18 protein-coding genes are annotated in these 18,434 nt (G+C 74.0%); 7 read left to right on the top strand and 11 right to left on the bottom strand.

Features of this window, described 5'->3' with window-relative positions:
• Positions 1-2 precede the first annotated feature (2 nt).
• On the top strand, positions 3-458 hold the full coding sequence (locus ABZ815_RS34765; RefSeq protein WP_357705441.1) for a MarR family transcriptional regulator: 456 nt from the start codon (positions 3-5) through the stop codon (positions 456-458).
• Positions 459-519: 61 nt separating this feature from the next.
• Here ABZ815_RS34765 and ABZ815_RS34760 read toward each other — a convergent pair whose 3' ends face one another.
• The gene (locus tag ABZ815_RS34760; protein WP_357705440.1) at positions 520-1,614 is read right to left on the bottom strand and encodes a hypothetical protein; all 1,095 of its coding nucleotides are present in this window, start codon (positions 1,612-1,614) and stop codon (positions 520-522) included.
• A 309-nt stretch (positions 1,615-1,923) separates the two neighbouring features.
• On the opposite strand from ABZ815_RS34760, the gene ABZ815_RS34755 reads away from it, so the two are divergent.
• Together ABZ815_RS34755 and ABZ815_RS34750 are read left to right on the top strand one after the other, a co-directional pair.
• Complete coding sequence (locus ABZ815_RS34755; RefSeq protein ID WP_357705439.1) at positions 1,924-3,036, top strand: class I SAM-dependent methyltransferase; 1,113 nt, start codon at positions 1,924-1,926, stop codon at positions 3,034-3,036.
• A gap of 145 nt (positions 3,037-3,181) precedes the next feature.
• Positions 3,182-3,955 (top strand): methyltransferase domain-containing protein, encoded by a 774-nt coding sequence (locus tag ABZ815_RS34750; RefSeq protein ID WP_357705438.1) that lies wholly within the window; start codon positions 3,182-3,184, stop codon positions 3,953-3,955.
• A gap of 12 nt (positions 3,956-3,967) precedes the next feature.
• Here the strand turns inward: ABZ815_RS34750 and ABZ815_RS34745 are convergent, their stop codons facing one another.
• The 9 genes from ABZ815_RS34745 to ABZ815_RS34705 all read right to left on the bottom strand — a co-directional run bounded on the left by ABZ815_RS34745 (position 3,968) and on the right by ABZ815_RS34705 (position 11,527).
• Positions 3,968-5,239 (bottom strand): cytochrome P450, encoded by a 1,272-nt coding sequence (locus ABZ815_RS34745; protein WP_357705437.1) that lies wholly within the window; start codon positions 5,237-5,239, stop codon positions 3,968-3,970.
• Between the two features lies 1 nt (position 5,240).
• Positions 5,241-5,441, bottom strand: a complete 201-nt coding sequence (locus tag ABZ815_RS34740) for a ferredoxin (RefSeq protein WP_357705436.1) — start codon at positions 5,439-5,441, stop codon at positions 5,241-5,243.
• Positions 5,438-6,046 carry a helix-turn-helix domain-containing protein gene (locus ABZ815_RS34735; protein ID WP_357705435.1) on the bottom strand — a complete coding sequence of 203 codons (609 nt, stop codon included), beginning with the start codon at positions 6,044-6,046 and terminating at the stop codon, positions 5,438-5,440. The genes ABZ815_RS34740 and ABZ815_RS34735 overlap by 4 nt, the downstream gene beginning before the upstream one ends.
• A 48-nt stretch (positions 6,047-6,094) precedes the next feature.
• Positions 6,095-6,481: a FixH family protein gene (locus ABZ815_RS34730; RefSeq protein ID WP_357705434.1), complete on the bottom strand. Its 387-nt coding sequence runs from the start codon at positions 6,479-6,481 to the stop codon at positions 6,095-6,097.
• A complete protein-coding gene (locus tag ABZ815_RS34725) occupies positions 6,478-7,767 on the bottom strand; it encodes a hypothetical protein (protein ID WP_357705433.1) in 1,290 nt (429 codons plus the stop codon). The genes ABZ815_RS34730 and ABZ815_RS34725 overlap by 4 nt, the downstream gene beginning before the upstream one ends.
• Positions 7,764-8,846, bottom strand: coding sequence for a hypothetical protein (locus ABZ815_RS34720; protein WP_357705432.1), 1,083 nt, complete (start codon positions 8,844-8,846; stop codon positions 7,764-7,766). Before ABZ815_RS34720 ends, ABZ815_RS34725 begins: the two co-directional genes overlap by 4 nt.
• A gap of 160 nt (positions 8,847-9,006) precedes the next feature.
• Positions 9,007-10,047 carry a methyltransferase gene (locus ABZ815_RS34715; protein ID WP_357705431.1) on the bottom strand — a complete coding sequence of 347 codons (1,041 nt, stop codon included), beginning with the start codon at positions 10,045-10,047 and terminating at the stop codon, positions 9,007-9,009.
• Positions 10,044-11,045 (bottom strand): ABC transporter substrate-binding protein, encoded by a 1,002-nt coding sequence (locus ABZ815_RS34710; protein ID WP_357705430.1) that lies wholly within the window; start codon positions 11,043-11,045, stop codon positions 10,044-10,046. Before ABZ815_RS34710 ends, ABZ815_RS34715 begins: the two co-directional genes overlap by 4 nt.
• Before the next feature lie 215 nt (positions 11,046-11,260).
• A complete protein-coding gene (locus ABZ815_RS34705; RefSeq protein WP_357705429.1) occupies positions 11,261-11,527 on the bottom strand; it encodes a hypothetical protein in 267 nt (88 codons plus the stop codon).
• 56 nt (positions 11,528-11,583) lie between these two features.
• Between ABZ815_RS34705 and ABZ815_RS34700 the strand changes: the two genes are divergently transcribed.
• Positions 11,584-12,012 carry a GDSL-type esterase/lipase family protein gene (locus tag ABZ815_RS34700; protein WP_357705428.1) on the top strand — a complete coding sequence of 143 codons (429 nt, stop codon included), beginning with the start codon at positions 11,584-11,586 and terminating at the stop codon, positions 12,010-12,012.
• Between the two features lie 3 nt (positions 12,013-12,015).
• On the opposite strand, the gene ABZ815_RS34695 is transcribed toward ABZ815_RS34700, so the two are convergent.
• Positions 12,016-13,878 (bottom strand): ABC transporter ATP-binding protein, encoded by a 1,863-nt coding sequence (locus tag ABZ815_RS34695; RefSeq protein WP_357705427.1) that lies wholly within the window; start codon positions 13,876-13,878, stop codon positions 12,016-12,018.
• Positions 13,879-14,067: 189 nt separating this feature from the next.
• Between ABZ815_RS34695 and ABZ815_RS34690 the strand changes: the two genes are divergently transcribed.
• From ABZ815_RS34690 to secD, 3 genes are all read left to right on the top strand, one after another.
• Positions 14,068-15,684 (top strand): amidase, encoded by a 1,617-nt coding sequence (locus tag ABZ815_RS34690; RefSeq protein WP_357705426.1) that lies wholly within the window; start codon positions 14,068-14,070, stop codon positions 15,682-15,684.
• An 82-nt stretch (positions 15,685-15,766) separates the two neighbouring features.
• Positions 15,767-16,144 carry a hypothetical protein gene (locus tag ABZ815_RS34685; RefSeq protein WP_357705425.1) on the top strand — a complete coding sequence of 126 codons (378 nt, stop codon included), beginning with the start codon at positions 15,767-15,769 and terminating at the stop codon, positions 16,142-16,144.
• A gap of 39 nt (positions 16,145-16,183) precedes the next feature.
• Entirely contained in the window at positions 16,184-18,421 is a 2,238-nt protein-coding gene (gene secD / locus ABZ815_RS34680; RefSeq protein ID WP_357705424.1) for a protein translocase subunit SecD, read from the top strand.
• Positions 18,422-18,434 lie beyond the last annotated feature (13 nt).

Below are 18,434 nucleotides of genomic sequence, written 5' to 3'. Positions count from 1 at the left end.
GTGTGCCGAACACCCCGGACCCGTCCGACGCCGGCCGGCTCTACCGCCGTTACCTGAGCGCGGTGATGCTGCACGGCCACGCCGGCGCCAAAGCCTGCGGCCTGGGCGCCACCGACCTGTACGCCCTGAACGTCCTCGAACTCGCCGGCCCGATGACCCCCGGCGAGCTCGGCACCCGCACCGGCCTGACCACCGGCCCGACCACCCGGCTGATCGACCGGCTGGAACAGGCCGGGTACGTCCGCCGCGTCCCCGCCCCCGACGACCGCCGCAAGGTGATCGTCGAGCCGGTCGGCAAGCCCGCCGAGCTCGACGAGGTCATGGCCCCCGTCCGGCGGAAGATCGGCGACATCCTCGCGGAGTACCCGGCCGAGCACCGCGACGTGCTCTTCGACTACTTCGACCGGGCCGCCCGCGCCTACCAGGAGGCCGCCGAGCAACTGCGCTCCGGCTCCTGACCCGGCTCCTGACCCGGCTCCTGACCCGGCTCCTGACCCGGCTCCTGAACCGGCTTCGCGGTCAGCGGAAGTCGGAGATGCGCAGCACCGCCAGCATGTCCGTCGCCCGCGAGCCGGTCGAGAAGGACGCCTCCACCCCGACCCAGCCGCGGAAGGCCCCCGTGTCGTCGATGATCTGCATCAGCGGCTTGACGTGGGAGTTGCCCGTGTAGCAGAACTCGCCGCGTTCCATCGCCAGGCACGTGCACCAGTGCCACAGCGTGTCGCGGCGGTCGGACTTGGAGATCGTCGTCAGGTAGTACTGGATCGAGCTGACGTTGGGCCGCGTCCCGCCGCCGAACTTGGGGCAGCCGCCCGACTTCTGGCACGCTCCCCGCGAGGACGGCTGCAGGTAGGTCAGGCACGAGGTGGTCGACTTGCAGGCGCGGAAGGAGGAGAGGCCGAACGGCTGGTCGCCGGCCTTGACCAGCGTGCCGCTCGCCCAGCTCGTCAGGTCCTGCCGGAGCGAGCCGGGGAAGGCCCGCACCGAGCTCATCGCGCGCCGGGTGCCGACCGCGGCGTTGCTGCCGTAACCGTAGCCGTGCGTGGCCAGGCTGCTGGCCTTGAGGTCGAGGCGGGCCAGCTTGCCGTCGGGCGAGGTGCGGACGTACCACTGCTCGGTCCAGGTCTGGGCGATCTTCCACCGGATGGTGAGCACGTTGCCCGCCAGCGTGTACGTCCCCGTACGGGTCTCGCTCGGCCCGCCGGTGTAGCCGCCCGCGGTGAGCACCTCGCAGCCGCGCGGGCGGGTGGCGACGCCGCCGGCCTTCGTCGTGCAGCTCGGGTCGGGCACGGTGCCGGTGCGCTGCCTGGCCTTGGGGAAGCGCTGCCACCACAGGTACAGGGCGGCGTTCACCGTGCCGTTCGCGGCGAAGCGGTAGGTGCCCAGACGCACCCAGTTCTGCCGGGAGGCGGCCTGGAGATGGCCCTGCGAGACGACGAAGGTGGACTTGCCGCCCGGCAGCGACGCCGCGGCGGCCGAGGAGGTCGCGGTGGACGTGGTGGACGTGGTGGACGCGGTGGACGCGGTGGACGCGCCGGTGACGGCGGTCACCGGCTGGACGGGCAGGAGGGCGAGGGCGAGCACGAAGGAGAGGACTGCCGCTGCGGTACGCATGGAGATGCTCCGTAGGCTTGCGGGCGTGGCCGATCGTCAACGGCCCACCGTATTCCGGCCTGACCGGATCTGTCCGGGAAAGCGGTCAAGAGGATCCTGACAACGCTCGACGCGCGCCCGTGAGGGCCACCCCCTAGGATGAGGGGGTTCCCGATCCCACGAGGAGGTTGATCATGTCGTTCCCACCGCCCGGCATGGTTCTCGGCGACGCCCCGGCGCGCACTTCCTCGCGGGAGGCCGCCACAGGCTGATCCACCGCGTCGAAGTGCTCTTCATGACCATCACTGGTTCGATCATGAGGAGCCCTGAGTGCTCGAGATCCGCTGGACCGAAGACGGCGAGGCCCGGTCGGCCCGCTGGCGTTCCGAGAACGGCTCGCCGCCGCCCGCGCGCGTGGTGATCGCCGACGACCGGCTGGCCGCCGCCACCGCGTACCGCCTGGCCTGCGAGGGCACGGCACTGCTGTGGCGCGGCGACTTCCACGCCGCCCGCCGGCTGTTGCGCGCCATGGCACGGCGCGCCGACCACCACCCACCCCCGCCCGCTCCCTCGCTCGCGCGTGCCTTCCACCAGCAGCGCCAGGCCCGTTCCCAGCGGGCCGTCGTGCTGGGCCGGCTGCTGGTGCCGCTCGACCCGGACCACGCCGTCCCCCTGCGGCGTGCCCCCGACGTGCGGCGCGCCTGCGCGGAGGTCTACGGCCCCGGGACGGAGGCGTCGGTGACCTCGCTGCGCGAGCTGCTGGGCATCGTCGGGGCCTACGAGTGGCGCAGGAGAGGCGTCGAAGTGCCCGCCCTGAACGACCGCGTCCATCCCCACTACGGCGTCTTCTCACCGGTACGCGGCGAGTACGTCGACCTGGTGGCCAGGGCGCCGCTGGTCTCGCGCGCCGGGGCGTTCGACATCGGCACCGGGACCGGCGTGCTCGCCGCCGTCCTGGCCCGCAGGGGCGTCCGGCGGGTCGTGGCCACCGACCGCGACCCGCGCGCCGTGGCCTGCGCCCGCGACAACCTGCGGCGGCTGGGCCTGGACGGCCGGGTCGACGTCCTGGACGCCGACCTCTTCCCGCCCGGACGCGCGCCGCTCGTCGTCTGCAACCCCCCGTGGTTGCCGGCCAAGCCGGCCTCGCCCCTCGACCACGCGGTCTACGACCCCGGAAGCCGCATGCTGCGCGGCTTCCTCGACGGCCTGGACGAGCACCTGGAACCGGCGGGCGAGGGCTGGCTGATCCTGTCGGACCTGGCCGAACGCCTGGGGCTGCGGACCCGAGCCGAGCTCCTGTCCGCCTTCGCGACGGCGGGCCTGCGAGTCGTGGGCCGCCTCCAGGCCAGGCCCCGGCACCCGCGCGCCTTCGACGCGTCCGACCCCTTGCACGCGGCCCGCGCGAGCGAGATCACCTCCCTGTGGCGCCTCCGCCGCACCTGACCCACTCTGCCCGGTCCGCACCGCGCCGAGCCGCAACCGGACCGGCCCACCCGCTGCGCCCTGCCCACCCCTGGGCGGGCGGGGCTGCACGGAACCTTCACCTGGTGTGCCGGGGATCTGCGCACTCGTCTGGTTGGCTGGGTTCATGATCGACATTGACCCCGACTCCCGCCCCGACCCGATCGCCTACCTCGACCACGTCGCCTCGACCGACGTCGGCAAGGGTTACAAGCGGCAGGTCCTGGACCTGCTGGACCTGCGGCCCGGCCAGACCGTGCTCGACCTCGGCTGCGGCCCGGGGACGGACCTCGCGGCCATGGCCGACGCCGTCGCCCCCGCCGGACGGGTGATCGGCCTCGACCGCGACCCGGTGATGGTCGCCGAGGCCCGCGCCCGCCTGGCCGGACGGCCGCTGGTCGAGGTGCGCCCCGGGGACGTGCACGCGCTGCCGGTCGCGGACGGGAGCATCGACCGGGCCCGTACCGACCGGGTGTTGCAGCACGTGGACGACCCGGCGCGGGTGCTGGCGGAGTTCCGCCGGGTGGCCCGTCCCGGGGCGCGGATCGTCATGGCCGAGCCCGACTGGGAGGGCCTGCTGATCGACTCGCCGCGCCCGGACGTGGGCCGCACGCTGACCCGGTTCATCGCCACCGAGATGATCCGCCACGGCACGCTCGGCCGGCGTCTGGCCCGGTTGTGCGCTGAGGCGGGCCTCGCGGTGCGGTCGGTGGTGACGGTCGCGCCGGTCTTCCGCGACCTGGCCGCCGCCGACCAGGTCCTCGGCCTGCGCCGCAACGTGGTCAGGGCCGTCGGCGCCGGGTACCTCGAACCCGGCGCCGAGGAGTGGTTCGACGACCTCGCCTCCCGCCCCTTCCTGGCCTCGGCCCTGCTGTTCCTGGTCACGGCCGAGGTGGGTTGAGCGTCGGGCGGATCAGCCGATGCGCAGCGGCAGGGTTCGGGGACCGCGTACCTGGCTGGCGGCCCAGGTGACGGCGTCGGGGTCGGCGAGGGTGAAGGTGGGGATGCGTTGGAGCCAGACGTCGAGTGCGGTGCGGAGTTCCATGCGAGCCAGGTGGGAGCCGACGCAGCGGTGGATGCCGAGTCCGAAGGCGGCGTGGCGGTTGATCTCGCGGTCGATGCGGATGTCGGTGGGGTGGTCGAAGTGGGCGGGGTCGCGGTTGGCGGCGGGGAAGGAGAGCAGGATCCAGTCGTCGGCTTTCATGTCGACGCCGTTCCAGTGCATGTCGTGTTTGACGAGCCGGGCCATGGTGACGGGGGCGTAGGCGCGCAGGAACTCTTCCATGGCGGTGGGGAGCAGGGTGGGTTCGGCGACCAGGCGTTCGCGGTCTGCGGGGGTTTTGGCCAGGTGCCACAGGGAGGCGCCGATGGCGCTCCAGGTGGTGTCGATGCCCGCGATCAGCAGCAGGGCGATCGTGCCCGCCACGTGCCCGGCCTCCAGCTTGTGGCCGTACAGCTCGGCCTCGACGAGGTAGGTCGTGAGGTCGTCGCGCGGGTGTTCCACGTGGTCGCGGATCTGGTCCAGCAGGTAGTCGAAGAGCCGGCCCATGTTGGCGGTCCGCTGCTCGGGCGGCAGGTTGACGCCTTCGAGGGCGTTCTCGATGAACTCGCGGAAGCGCGGGCCGTCCTCGGGCGGGAAGCCCAGCATGTCGGCGATCACCCGCATCGGGATGTGCTGGGCGTAGTCGCGGGCCGCGTCCACGACGTCCTGGCCCCCCAGGCCGTCGATCAGCTCGTGGCACAGCGCCCGCGTCGACTCCTCCCGCCTGGCGACGGCCGTCTTGGTGAAGGCGGGCAGCAGCAGCTTGCGGGCGTCGTGGTGGAAGGGCGGGTCGGACGAGATCGGCGGCGTGCCGCCCACGGGCGCGCTCTCGCGCGGCGGACGGAAGTTGCTCATGATGATCGAGCGCGAGGAGAACCGCTCGGTGTCGTAGGCGACGGCGGCGACGTCCTCGTAGCGGGTGGGCAGCCAGCCGCCGCCGAACCGGTCGGTGTGCGCGATCGGACAGCGCTGCCGCAGGTCGTCCTGGATGGGGTACGGGTCGGCGGCCCACTCCGGCTCCAGGTGCGAGAAGTCGGTGGCCCAGTCCGAGACCGGCCCGGTGACGATCTCGCTGCGGGTGCCGATCTCCTCGTCGTCGCCCGGCTCGCCGAAGTTCTTGACGAAGCGCTCGTCCACGCTCATGTCACGCCTCCCCGAGGAGGTCGATCGCCCGCTCGGGGCAGTTGGAGACGGCCAGCCGCGCCGTGCGCTCGTGGTCCGGCGTCACCGCGCCGTCGCCGAGGACCGTTCCGTAACCTTCGTCGTCCTCGCCGAACAGGTCGGGGGCGAGGTCGTAGCAGCGGCCATGTCCCTGGCAGCGCCCGGGGTCGATCTGTGCTCTCACGGCGTTCCTTCGTGCGGTGGGGCGGGGGAGAGGGCGGCGACGACGCGGATGAGCAGCCTGGCCCACTCCTCCTCGTCCACCTGGTGGGGGTCCGGGGCGATGAGCGCGCTGCCCATCGCGAGCAGGAGGCAGAAGTGGGCGACGGCCTCCGGTGACAGGGCGTGGTCGAGCTCGCCGCCGTCCTGGCCGGCGCGGACCAGGCCGGCCAGCCAGTGGGCGCGCTCGCCGACGTAGTCGCGCATGGGCAGGGCCACGTCCTCGTCGCGGCGGGCGGCGACCAGCGCTTCGACGATGAGGTCGCCGCCGGCGTCCCGGGGACGGGGGAGCCGGCGGCCGGCGGCGACGAGCAGGTCGGCGACCGGACGATCGGGGTCGTCGGCGAACAGTCCGGCCAGCAGCCGCCGGCCGTGCGCGCCCAGCGCGGCCACGAGCAGGCCGGCCTTGGAGCCGAAGTGGGCGTACAGGGCGCCGTTGCTCACCCCCGCCGCGGCGGCGATGTCGGCGACGCGGGTGCCGTCGTAGCCGCGCCTGGCGAAGACGTCCGCGGCGGCGCGCAGCAGGCGTTCCCGCGTCTCGGCGGCGGTGACGCCGGCGATACGTCCCATGGACGAATTAAAAGATCGTTCATTTCATTCGTCAAGAGTCGGGCGTCTTCATCCCGTGATGGGCGCCTTGACCACCAGCACCTCCTCTCCCGCCGCGCCGTTCAGCCGGACCGACAGCTCCCACACCCCGGCCATCGGGAACAGCTCGCCCTCGGCCACGTAGCGGCCCGGCCCCCGCGCGTCGGCGACGATCTCCGGGGTCGAGTGGCCCATGCCGGGCATCACCGTCGACAGCGTCACCGTCCGCGGCTCGCCGGAGGTCACCTGGACCTCGGCCGTGACGCGGCCCGCCGTCGGCCTCGGGACGACGACCGTGACGGCGTACCGCGTGCCCGCGCTGGTGAGGGTGAGCGGGCCGGGCGCCGAGCCGCGCACGTACAGGAACACCGCCAGGGCCGCCGCGAGCAGGACGGCGACGGCCAGGATCCGCCTCATCCGAGAGCCTCCGCGACCTCGACGGTGAAGGGCACGGTGACGATCCGGTCGCCGGCCGCGTACTGGGCCCAGGCCAGGTAGCGGCCCGGGGCGGGGAAGCTGAAGGTGAAGCGCAGCCGGGGCGCGGGCACGCCCATCTCGTGCACGTGGCCGAAGAACGTGCCGTCCTGGCTGCGCACGATCAGGTGCCCGGACATGCCCAGCCACTGCCGCGGCGTGACCCCGATGCCCACCTCGATCGCCGTCGGACGCCCCGCGACCGGCACGGACGGCCGCAGCACCGGCGTGATCCCCGTGGCGGGCGGCGTGGGCAGCACGGCAGGCGCGTGCCCGGCGACCCGGAACGCGCCGTCGAGCAGCTGGCCGCCGGAGTCCTCGCGTTCCAGCTCCGCGTAGGCCAGGAACCGGCCCGGCCGGTCGGCGCGCAGCCGGACCTCCAGCCGTCCCGGCGCGGTGCGCAGCGGGTGCAGGTGCCGGAAGTACGCGCCGTCCTCGCTGGTGACGACCAGGTGGGCGAGCGCCTCGTGGTGCAGGACGAGATCGTCCACCGGGTGCCCGGTCGAGCCGTCGGTGAGGTCGAGGCGCAGCGTGAACTCCTCGCCGGGGGCCGGGCTGGCCGGGAGGGTCGTCACCCGTCCCCGCGCGAAGGGCCGTCCGGCCGCCGGCGCCCCCACCGCCCGCGTGTCCACCGTCGGGACGGCGCCGTCGGGCGGCGGAGGCGGCAGCGCGGGCTCGAACACGACGACCATCGCGGCCACCGTCACCGCGGCCGCCGCGCCCCCGGCCAGCAGCATCGCCGGGGTCCTGCGCGACAGCGCCCCGGTCAGCAGGCCGCCCACCAGCAGCAGCCCGGCCACGAGCAGGCCGCCGTAGATCAGGAACTCGCCGGCGGAGCCCCGGTCCACCAGGACGCGGAACGGCAGCACGGCGACCTCGCCCCCCGCCGTCAGCCTGAGCTCGTGCGGCCCGGTGCGCTCGACCGGGAGCTTGACGTACCGCGGGGTGGCGGACGGCTGCGCGGTGGCCGTCACCTTGTGGCCGTCCTCGACCGAGCGCACCTCCAGGCCGACCGGCGGCCCGGTCGCCGGCTCGTAGGCGATCACGCCGATCAGCAGCGGCCCCGGCACCCGCGACGTGCCCTTGATCACGACCGTCAGCTCGGCGCCGGCGATCGTCTGGGCGAAGCGCAGGTCCGCACCGGCCGTGACGTTGTGAGCCGCGGCCGGTGCGGCCCCCGCGAGCAGGAGTACGGCGACGAGACACAGGACCCGGAGCGGCCGGATCATGCCCGTCCGGCGTCGGCCGCGTCCGCGGGGAGCGCGTTCGGCAGGAACAGCGCACCGAGCGCCAGGCCGATCAGCCCGGCCACCACCGGCGCGCCGGTCCACAGCTCGGGCACCGCGGGCAGGCCGCCACCGGCCGCCGAGGCGACCCCGATGTAGAGCGACCAGGTGACGAAGGCCGACAGCCCGGCGAAGGCCCAGTAGGCGCCCCGCCGCGCGCCGGACGGGCGCAGCAGCCGGATCAGCACGTCGCTCGCCAGGCCCGCGGCGACGAACGTGAGCAGCGTCGGCACGTTCTCGAACGCCGTCTGCGCCCCGGGCATCAGGACGGCGACCGTGTACATGACGGTCACCGCGCCGAAGGGCAGGTTCCACCGCCGGACCAGCAGCAGCACCGGGGTGAGCAGGATGACGTTGCTGATGACCATCGCGGTGGCCAGACGGTCGGCGCCCGCGTCCTCGACGCCGGAGAACGCCTCGACGATGTGTGCGGACCGGTACTGCAGGGCGTCGCCGTACGACAGGAACAGCGACACCAGCGTGGCCGCGAACGCGAGCCCGGCCAGCGCCGGGAACAGCCGCCGGAGCGAGGGCCGCACGCCCGTGTCGGGGGCGTTCCAGGCCGAGCGCAGCGGCGTGGTGATGATGAGCAGCATGGTCACGATCAGCCCCAGGTGGGACGGGCTGAACAGGATGTCGACGCTCGTCTCGATGCCGAGCACGGTGTGCCAGGTCATGTCGGCCAGCCCGAAGAGGGCGAACGCCGGGATGGCGACCAGCCCGGCCAGATAGCCCTGGGGAACGGCGGCCAGCCCCTGGCGGCCGAGCCGCACGTTGCGGAACACCTGCCAGATGATCCAGCCGGACACCGCCGCGAACCCCGAGTAGAAGGCCGCGTGCCACGGCGTGAAGAACGTCTCCAGGTCGCTGCGGTTGCTGTGCGCCCACGCGTCGATCATCAGCCCGACGCCGAACCAGACCCCCAGCAGCGCGGTGACGAGATCCGTCCGGAGCGGGACCCAGCCACGCGGCTCCCCAGAGTCCGCAAGTAATCGCCGAATGCCCGTGTTGCTCTCTGCCACTTCGCGTCTCCCTTCTTCCATGATCGAATACTTGCAGAAGCCGCGAAGTGGCGGGAAGACCAAGATCGCCATCACCGAGCGGCCCGGGCCCCCGCCCGTGGCCGCCAGTCTCGTCGACGGACGCCGGACGCGCGCGACGGCGAAGGGCTCACGCGGGGGCTCATCCCGTGGCGGGGCGCTGCCTGGCCACCACCAGATGCAGCCCGTGGGGGAGCGGATCGGTGCGGGCGACATGCAGCCCCGCGGCCCCCAGCAGGTTCCCGACCTGGGTCAGCGTGCGTTCCTGGCCGCCGCTGAACAGCGTGAGCATCTTCATGTCCAGCGCCACCGCCGACGTCGGCGAGCGGCGCGGGTCGTCGTCGAGGACGGCGTCCACGATCCACAGCTCGGCGTGGCCGTCCATCAGGGCGGCGAGCCGCGCCAGCAGCTTGGCGGCCTGCTCGTCGGGGTAGTTGTGCAGGATGTTGCCCAGCAGGTACAGGCCCGCCCGGGGCAGCGGGTCGGCGAACATGTCGCCCTCGGCCACGGTGATGCCCGCCCGGCCGTCCAGGTGACTCCGCGCCTGGGCCGCCACCTCGGGCAGCTCGAACAGCACGCCGCGCAGCCGCGGGTGGGCCGCCAGGATCGTGGCCAGGACGATGCCGGTGCCGCCGCCGATGTCGGCCACCGCGTCCACGCCGGTCAGGTCCTGCCCGGCCAGCGCGCGGGCCACGGTGACGCTGCGGGTGGCCATGAACTCGTTGAACAGGGCGCCGGCCGCGGGGCGGGTGCCCAGCCAGGCGTAGGGGGAGTCCACCTGGTGGAGCTCCAGGGCGGCGGGCTCACCTGTGGTGATCGTCCGGTGCAGCAGGTCGGCCGAGTCGCGCCACAGCTCCTCGCCCCACATCAGCGCGGCGGGGGCCAGGGAGTCGTCCCGGCCGCTGGTGAGCAGGTCGCCCTCGCCGGTGAGCAGGTAGCGGCCGCGGGCGTCCCGCTCGACCAGCCGCAGGTGGTCCAGCGTGCGCAGCAGGCGGCCCAGCAGCGTCTCGTCGGGACGCCCGGTCCCGCCCGCGGCGATCTCGTCGGCCAGCTCGTCCACGGCGCACGGCCCGGCGGCCAGCAGGTCGAAGACCGACAGCCGCAGGGCGGCCCGGACGGCGGCGTACAGGATGAAGTCGTCGACCAGGCGCAGCACCCGCGCCCGCTCCGGCGTCTCGCTCATGGGTTCCCCTTCCCCGGCTCCCAGGCCGGCCGGACGATCATGCTCTCCGCCCGCAGCGGCGCGGGCAGGTAACCGAACCTCACCATGGTGTCCACCACCGACTGCAGCCCTTCGGGCTCCAGCGCGGCGGGGAACGTGCCGAGCGTGATCGTCGGCAGGACCTCGCGCGGGATCTTCGTGTACGTCCCCAGCACCCCGGTGACCAGCGTCCGGTCCCGGGCGTCGAGCTGGGCGTGGGCCATGGCCCGCTGGAACCCGGCCACGGCCCGGGGACGGGCGCTCGCGTACGACGCGGTCGTGGCCCACCCGGCGATCGGCCACCCGGCGGGGACGTTCGCCATGGCGTCGCCCAGCGACCTGCCGCCCTGCCGGGCGTAGGCGGTGATGAACGGCTCGGTCATCCAGGCCACGTCCACCGTGCCCGCGGCCAGCGCGGCCGGCATGTCGGGCAGGGGGAGCTCCTTGAACGCGACGTCGTTCGCCGACAGCCCGGCCGCGGCGAGCACGGTCTCGGCGCTCAGCGTGCCGACCGACCGCAGCGTGGCCACCGCGACGCTCCTCTTCACGCCGCCCGACGGCCGCAGGTCGCGCACGCTCCTGATCGGGCTGCCGGGCGCCACGAAGAGCTGGAACGCGCCCGGCGCGGCGTGGTAGGCGTCGGCGACCAGCTTCAGCCGCCCCGGCTCCCGCCGCTGGTACAGAACCGCGGTGACGTAGTTGACCAGCCCGAACTCCAGGGCGCCGCCCTTCATCCTGTCGATCGCCGGGCCGCCGCCCTGCACGACCACCGGCTCGGCCGACAGCCCCTCGGCGGCGAAGTAGCCGCGGTCGCGGGCGATGTAGACGAGCGCGCTGTCGGGGATCGGGATGACGCCGATCCTGATCTTCTCCAGCGGCGTGCCGGAGCCGGTGCCCCCCGGGGCGCCGGGCGCGGCCCCGCCGCAGCCCGTGGCCAGGGCGAGCAGCAGGAACAGCAGCAGCGGACGTAATCGTCTCACGGTTCTCCCTTCGAGGTCCGCCGCCGGCCCTCGATCCCGCCGGCGGCCTGGACGCAGGTCGGAACCAACGCCCTTGAGTGCACCACCGGGACGCCTGCCTTGCAACGTCCGGTCAGAACGGGAATGGCGCCGTGTCAGAAGCGGGCACCGCTGTTGACCCGGGTCCCGGCCCGGCATACCTTCCGAAAGAAATATTCGCTTCCTCGCCGAAACTTTCAGATCGTCCATGGGCAGGCCGACACCGCCCTGCGGCAGACCGTCCGCGTCTCGGCCGGCGGCAAACGTGTACGGGTGCGCTTCTCCAACGCCTTCGGCGGCGCGCCGCTGCCCATCACCCGGGCCTCCGTCGCGTTCCCGGAGGGCGAGGCGGCCGGGGTGAGCGCGATCCGGGCCGGCACCGCGCGGCCCCTGACCTTCCACGGCCGTCCGGCCACCGTCGTGCCGGCCGGGGCGCAGGTCGTGTCCGACCCGGTGGACCTCACGCTCGCTGCTGAACGACGGCCTCGGCCCGGCCGCCCTGGCCCGGCTGGACCGCGACGTGCTCGCCCGGAGCGGCCTGGCCTGGCTGATCGTCTTCGAGGGCGTCAACGACATCGGTACCGCCCCCGCCACCCAGGCCGCGCAACGCCAGGTCGCCGACGACCTGATCGCCGCCTACGACCAGATCGTCACCCGCGCCCACGCCCGGGACCTGCGGGTGTACGGCGCCACCCTCACCCCCTTCGGCGGCAACACCTCCTACGACGACCCCGGCGGCCACCGGGAGGCGGCCAGGCAGCAGCTCAACGAGTGGATCCGGACGAGCGGCACGTTCGACGCCGTGATCGACCTCGACCGCGCGGCCCGCGACCCGGCCGCCCCCCGCAACCTGCTGCCCGCCTACGACGTCGGCGACCACCTGCACCTGAACCCGGCGGGGTACAAGGCGCTGGCCGAGGCCGTGCCGCCCGGGCTGCTGCGCCGCTGAGGATCAGCGGTAGGCGGCGGCCTGAAGGGTGTAGAGGTCGGCGTAGAGGCCGTTGAGCGCCATCAGGGCCTGGTGGTCGCCCTGCTCGGTGACCTTGCCGTGGTCGAGGACGTAGATGCGGTCGGCGTACCGCACGCTGGCCAGGCGGTGGGTGATGAGCAGGACCGTGCGGCCCTCGGAGTGGTCGCGGATGCGCTCGAACAGGGCGTGCTCCGCGCGGGCGTCGAGGGCCGCCGTGGGCTCGTCGCAGATGAGCAGGTCGGCGTCGCGGTGGAAGCCCCGGGCCACGGCGACGCGCTGCCACTGGCCGCCGGACAGCTCCTGGCCGTCCTTGAACCGGCGGTCGAGCAGCGTGCGGTAGCCGTGGGGCAGGCCCGCGACCACCTCGTCGGCGCCGGCGACCGAGGCCGCCGCGACCAGGGCGGCCTCGCCCTTGTCGGTGCCCATGGTGATGTTGTAGCGGGCGGTGAGCGGCCAGCGGGTGTGGTCCTGGGCGATGACGGCCGTGCGCAGGCGCAGCTCGTCGGGGGGCACGTCGGCCAGGTCGACGTCGTCCCAGGAGACGCCGCCGGAGTCGGGCTCGTACAGGCCGGACAGGATCTTGGCCAGGGTGGTCTTGCCGGAGCCGTTCTCGCCCACGAACGCGATGATCTCGCCGCGCTTGATCTCGACCGTCACCCCGCGCAGCGCCGGCTGCTCGGCGCCCGGATAGGTGAACGTCACGTCGTCGGCCACGATGCGCTCGAACCTCTCGGGCACGGCCGCCGGGCGGGCGCCGGGCACGCGGCGTTCGGCGTCGGCGCAGAACTGGAGGAAGTCGGTGAAGTAGAGGCCGTCCTCGTAGAGGCGGTTGGTGGCGTAGAGGAGGTTGGCCAGCGACGTCTGGCCGGTCCTGATGGCCAGCACCGCGGTGCCGGCGACCGCCAGCGGGATCGCGGCCAGGGCCAGCAGCAGGCCGAGCGCGACGTAGACCAGGGCGGTGCCGAGGCCGCCCAGGGCCTCGCCGACCAGGCGGGCCAGGGTCTGGCGTCTGGCCAGGACGAGCAGGACGTCCTGCTCGGCCTTGGCGACCGCGTCGTACATGCGCAGCAGGAAGCCGCGCATGGTGAACGAGCGCACCTCGGCGGCGGGCTCGCGGTCGGCCAGCAGCTCGGCGATGATCCACTTGCGGCGGCGGGCGGGGATGAGGGAGTACATCGTCGAGTAGCGCATGCGGGCGCCGCGCACGGTGGCCCACGCGTCGGGCAGCACGGCCAGCAGGAGCAGCGGCAGCAGGACCGGGTGCAGCACGCCCAGCACGCCCGCCGCCGCCGCGATGCCGACGGCCGCGGTGACGACGTTGATGGCCGAGCTGACCACCGAGCTGGCCACGGTGACACCGCGCTGGTTGGCGCGTTCGAGGCTGTCGTGGAACTCCGGGTCGTCGTAGGCGACCAGCTCCACCTGGCTGGTCAGGCCGTAGAGGCGTTCCTCGGTGTGGCGGGAGATCTGCGGGGTGAGGCGTGACTGGGCCCAGCCCGCGCCGGCCTGGACCGCCGTGCGCAGCACGGCGGCCGCGCCGACCAGGACGAGGCTGGGCAGGGCGGCCAGCACGCGGTCGGGGGTGGGGCCCTCGCTGAACAGGGCGCTCAGCACGCCGGTCGTGGCCAGCAGGCCGAAGGCGGTGAACAGGCCGCCGAGGAGGTTGAGCGCGATGGTGGCCACGGTGTCGCGTGGGCCGGCCCGCCAGGACATGCTCATCGCCTGGGCGACGAGCGAGGGCAGGCGTCTGGCGATGGTCAGGAAGCCGACCTCGGCCATCTTGTCGTTGTGGGCGTACCAGTCGGAGATGGTGATCTCACCGAGTTCCAGAGGCTCATCGGGCATGCGCTGAGTGTGCGGGCGGCCACCGACGGTTTCCGCCTCCGCGGCCGGCGGGGTGACAGGACGGTGGCCCGGACGCCAGCCGCCTGTCCACGACCCGCCAGACAAGGACGCGTCACGCGGGCAGCCCGCGAGAATATATACGAAGTGGAATATTTTCCAACGAAAGCATTCTGGCTAGGCTCGACAGCCATGACGCTCATGAAGCCCGCCCGCCGAGTGGCCGCCGCGCTCGCGCTCGCCCTCGCCGCCGGGTTAACCGCGGCCGCCCCCGCGCACGCGCGCGAGGCGGCCCCTATCCCTGCCGTCGCCGGTACCGTCCTGCGCGGCCTGGACCTCGACCGCGCCACCGTGCTCGACCTGCAGCGCGCCATGGACCGCGGCCGCTTCGACGCGGTGACGCTCACCCGCTTCTACCTCGACCGCATCCGCGCGGTGGACCCGCTGCTGCACGCGGTCATCCAGACCAACCCCGCCGCGCTGCGCGAGGCCGAGTCCAGCGACCGGCGTCGCCGCCGCGGCGCGCACGGACCGCTGGAAGGCGTCCCGGTCCTGCTCAAGGACAACATCGACACCGCCGCGCCGCTGCGCACGACCGCCGGCTCGCAGGCGCTGCTCGGCTCCCGGCCGGGCGCGGAGGCGTTCCTCGTCCAGCGGTTGCGCGCGGCCGGGGCGGTGATCCTGGGCAAGGCGAACCTGTCGGAATGGGCGAACTTCCGCTCCAGCCCGTCCTCCAGCGGGTGGAGCGCGGTCGGCGGGCAGACCAACAACCCCTACGTCCTGGACCGCAACCCCTGCGGGTCGAGCAGCGGCTCGGCGGTCGCCGCCGCCGCCACCCTGGCCGCGGTCACCATCGGCACCGAGACCGACGGCTCGATCGTCTGCCCGGCCGGGATCAACGGCGTGGTCGGCATCAAGCCCACGCTCGGGCTGGTCAGCCGGGCCGGAGTGGTGCCGCTGTCGTCCCGGCAGGACACCGCGGGCCCGATCACCAGGAACGTCACCGACGCCGCCGCCGTGCTCTCGGCCATCCAGGGGCCGGACCCGCGCGACCCCGCGACCGTCCCGGGCGGCGACCGCGACTACCTCAAGGCCCTGCGGCCCGGCGCGCTGAACGGCGCCCGCGTCGGCGTGTGGCGCTCGGTCGCGGGCGACAACCAGGAGGTGCGCGCCGCCCTGGACGCCACCGTCGCCACCCTCAGGGCCCGCGGCGCGACCGTCGTGGACGTCGAGCTGGAAGGCATGGACGAAGCCGGCGAGGCCGAGTTCCCCGCGCTGCTGACCGAGTTCAAGCACGACCTGAACGCCTACCTGGCCGCCACCCCCGGACGGCACCCCGCCGACCTGGCCGGGCTGATCGACTTCAACCGGCGGCACGCCGGGACCGAACTGCGCTACTTCGGGCAGGAGATCTTCGAGCAGGCGCAGGCCACCACCGGCGACCTGGACGACCCCGCCTACCGCGCCCTCCGGGACAAGGCCACCACCCTGGCCCGCCGCGCGATCGACTCCGCGATGGCCGCCGGCCGCCTGGACGCGCTGCTCGCCCCCACCAACCACGCGGCCTGGCTGACCGACCTGACCAAGGGCGACGACTTCACCGGGTTCGTCGCCTCCTCCGCGCCCTCGGCGATCTCCGGGTATCCGGCGGTCACCGTCCCGGCCGGTTACGCCAGGGACGTCCTGCCGCTCGGCGTCACCTTCTTCGGCGGGCGCCTGTCCGAGCCGTCCCTGATCGCCCTCGCGTACGCCTTCGAGCAGGCCGCTCAGGTCCGCAGGCCGCCGACGTACTTGCGCACCCTGCCCTGAGCGGCCCGGCGGCGGGCTACGGTAGGGACGACGACGGCCACGACGGCCACGACGACGGCCACCACGACGGGAAGGAGGCGACGTGCGCACCAGGCTGCCCGCCGCCCTTCTTCTCGTCCTGTCGTGGCTGCTTCCCACGATCGGCCAGGCGGCCGGTCACGGGACCGGGCCCGGGATCGGGCACAGCCAGGTCGCCCCGCAGGTCGCGGCGATCCGGGCGGCGATCGACCAGGCCGCCGCCGTCCAGCTCGGCTCCACGCCGCCGCCGCCCCCGCTCGCGCAGATCAGGCACGGCGGGCACGACCAGGCGGGGCCGGGCGGCCCGGCGCTGCCCGCGGCCGCCCCGGCCCGCCTGCCGCAGGTCTGGTCGGCCGTCGTACGGCGGCCCGGCTCCCGCGCCGCCGCCGACCGCCCCCAGGGCGCGGCGGCGGCCCGCGCGCCTCCCTCCACGGTGCTCTGAAGATCCCCTCTTCCGCACACCTGAGCCTGTGGAGGCTTCATGTCACGTGCGCCCATGTGGCGCGCGCTGGCGGCGCTGGCCGTCATCGCGACCTCGATCATCCTGTCCCTCACCGCCACGCCACGCCTCGGCCTCGACCTGCGCGGCGGTACCCAGCTCGTCTTCGAGGCCAGAGACTCCCCGACGGTCCAGGCCGACTCCTCGGCCACCGACCGCGCCCTCGACGTGCTCCGCCGCCGGGCGGACGCGCTGGGGGTCGTCGATCCCACCCTGGTCCGCTCCGGCGAGAAGCGGATCATCGTCGAGCTGCCCGGCGTGCTCGACCCCAGCAAGGCGGCCGAGGTCATCGGCCGTACCGCACAGCTCGCCTTCCACCCGGTCACCGGCCCGGCGAAGGACGGCGACGCCACCGCGCTGCCCGACGAGAGCGGCCGCCCGCTCGCGCTCGGCCCGGCGGCGATCAGCGGCGACGGCGTCAGCGACGCCGCCGAGCGCAGCGACCCGCAGCAGGGGCCCGGCTGGTGGGTCACGGTGGACTTCCGCGACGCCGACGCCTGGCAGCAGATGACCGGCGCGGCCGCCTGCCAGCCGGAGGGCGACCCGAGGCGGCGCGTCGCCATCGTGCTCGACAAGAAGATCATCTCCTCGCCGCAGCTCGACCCGTCCGTCGCGTGCGGGACCGGCATCCCCGGCGGCAGCACCCAGATCACCGGGTCCTTCACCCACGAGGAGGCCCGCGACCTGGCCGTGCTGATCAAGGGCGGCGCGCTGCCCGTGCCGCTCGACCTGGTCGAGCAGCGGACGGTCGGCCCCACGCTGGGCGAGGCCGCCGTCGAGGCCAGCGTCAAGGCCGCGATCGTCGGGCTGGTGCTGACCGCCCTGTTCATCATCGCGGTCTACCGCCTGTCCGGCCTGCTGGCCGCCATCGCGCTGATGTGCTACGGCCTGATCTCCTACGCCGCGCTGGTCGCGATGGGCGCGACCTTCACGCTGCCCGGACTGGCCGGGTTCGTGCTGGCGATCGGCATGGCGGTCGACGCCAACGTGCTCGTCTTCGAACGCGCCAGGGAGGAGTACGGCCTGGCCCCGGCACGCGGGCTCGCGCCGGCGCTCAACCGGGGGTTCAAGAACGCCTGGAGCGCCATCGCCGACTCCAACGCCACCACGCTCATCGCCGCCGGGCTGCTGTTCTGGCTGGCCTCCGGGCCGGTCAAGGGGTTCGGCGTGACGCTGGCGATCGGCGTACTGGCCTCGCTGGTGTCGGCCATGCTGATCACCCGCGTGCTCACCCAGGCCGTCGCCGCGCGGATCGGGCCGCGCCTGTCGGGCCTCGCCTCACCCGGCGCCGTCAGGACGTGGCTGGCCCGCCGGAACCCGCAGCTCATGAAGGCCAGGAAGGTGTGGCTGGCGGTCGCGGGCGGCCTGGCCGTCGCGGCGCTGGCCGGGCTGTTCACCCGCGGGCTGGACTTCGGGGTCGAGTTCACCGGCGGCCGGCTCGTGGAGTTCGGCACGTCCAGGCCGGTCGAGGCCGACATGGCCCGGCGGCTGGTGAGCGAGGCCGGGTATCCGGGCGCGGTCGTGCAGGCCACCGGCGACGGCGTGGCCGTACGCGCGGGGCAGCTCGACCCGGCCAAGGTCCAGGCCGCGCTGGAGGGGCAGGTCGGCGAGGTGACCAAGCGGCGTGACGAGTTCATCGGCCCCACGCTGGGCGAGGAGCTGCGCCGCAACGCCGTCATCGCGCTCGGCGTGGCCGTGGCGGCCCAGCTCGTCTACCTGGCGGTGCGGTTCCGGTGGACGTTCGGCACGGCGACCGTGCTGGCGCTGCTGGTGGACCTGGCCGTGGTGATCGGGCTGTTCGCCTGGCTCGGCAAGCCGGTGGACGGCGTGTTCCTGGCCGCGATGCTGACCGTGGTCGGCTACTCGGTCAACGACAAGGTGGTGGTGTTCGACCGGGTGCGGGAGCTGTGGGCCGCCCGCCGTACCGCGCCGCTGGCCGAGGCGGTGAACACGGCGATCCTGCAGACCGTGCCGCGGACCGTCAACACCGGGCTCGGCGCGCTGTTCGTCCTGGTCGCGCTGGCTGTCTTCGGCGGCGACTCGCTGCGTGACTTCGCGATCGCGCTGGTCACCGGGATCGTCGTGGGCACGCTGACCTCGTCGTTCGTGGCGGGCCCGGCGGCCATCGGCCTGGCCAGGTACGACCGCCGTCCGGCACCCCAGCCGCCCGCGCCCAAGGCCGCCCGGCGGCCCCGCGAGGGCTCGGGAGCGGTGTTGTGACCGGCCGCGGGCC

The organism is Nonomuraea sp. NPDC047529 (genome assembly GCF_040642995.1).
Classification (GTDB): Bacteria; Actinomycetota; Actinomycetes; order Streptosporangiales; family Streptosporangiaceae; genus Nonomuraea.
Note: the sequence above shows the minus strand (reverse complement) of the source record. Positions and strands in the feature narration are given on the sequence as shown.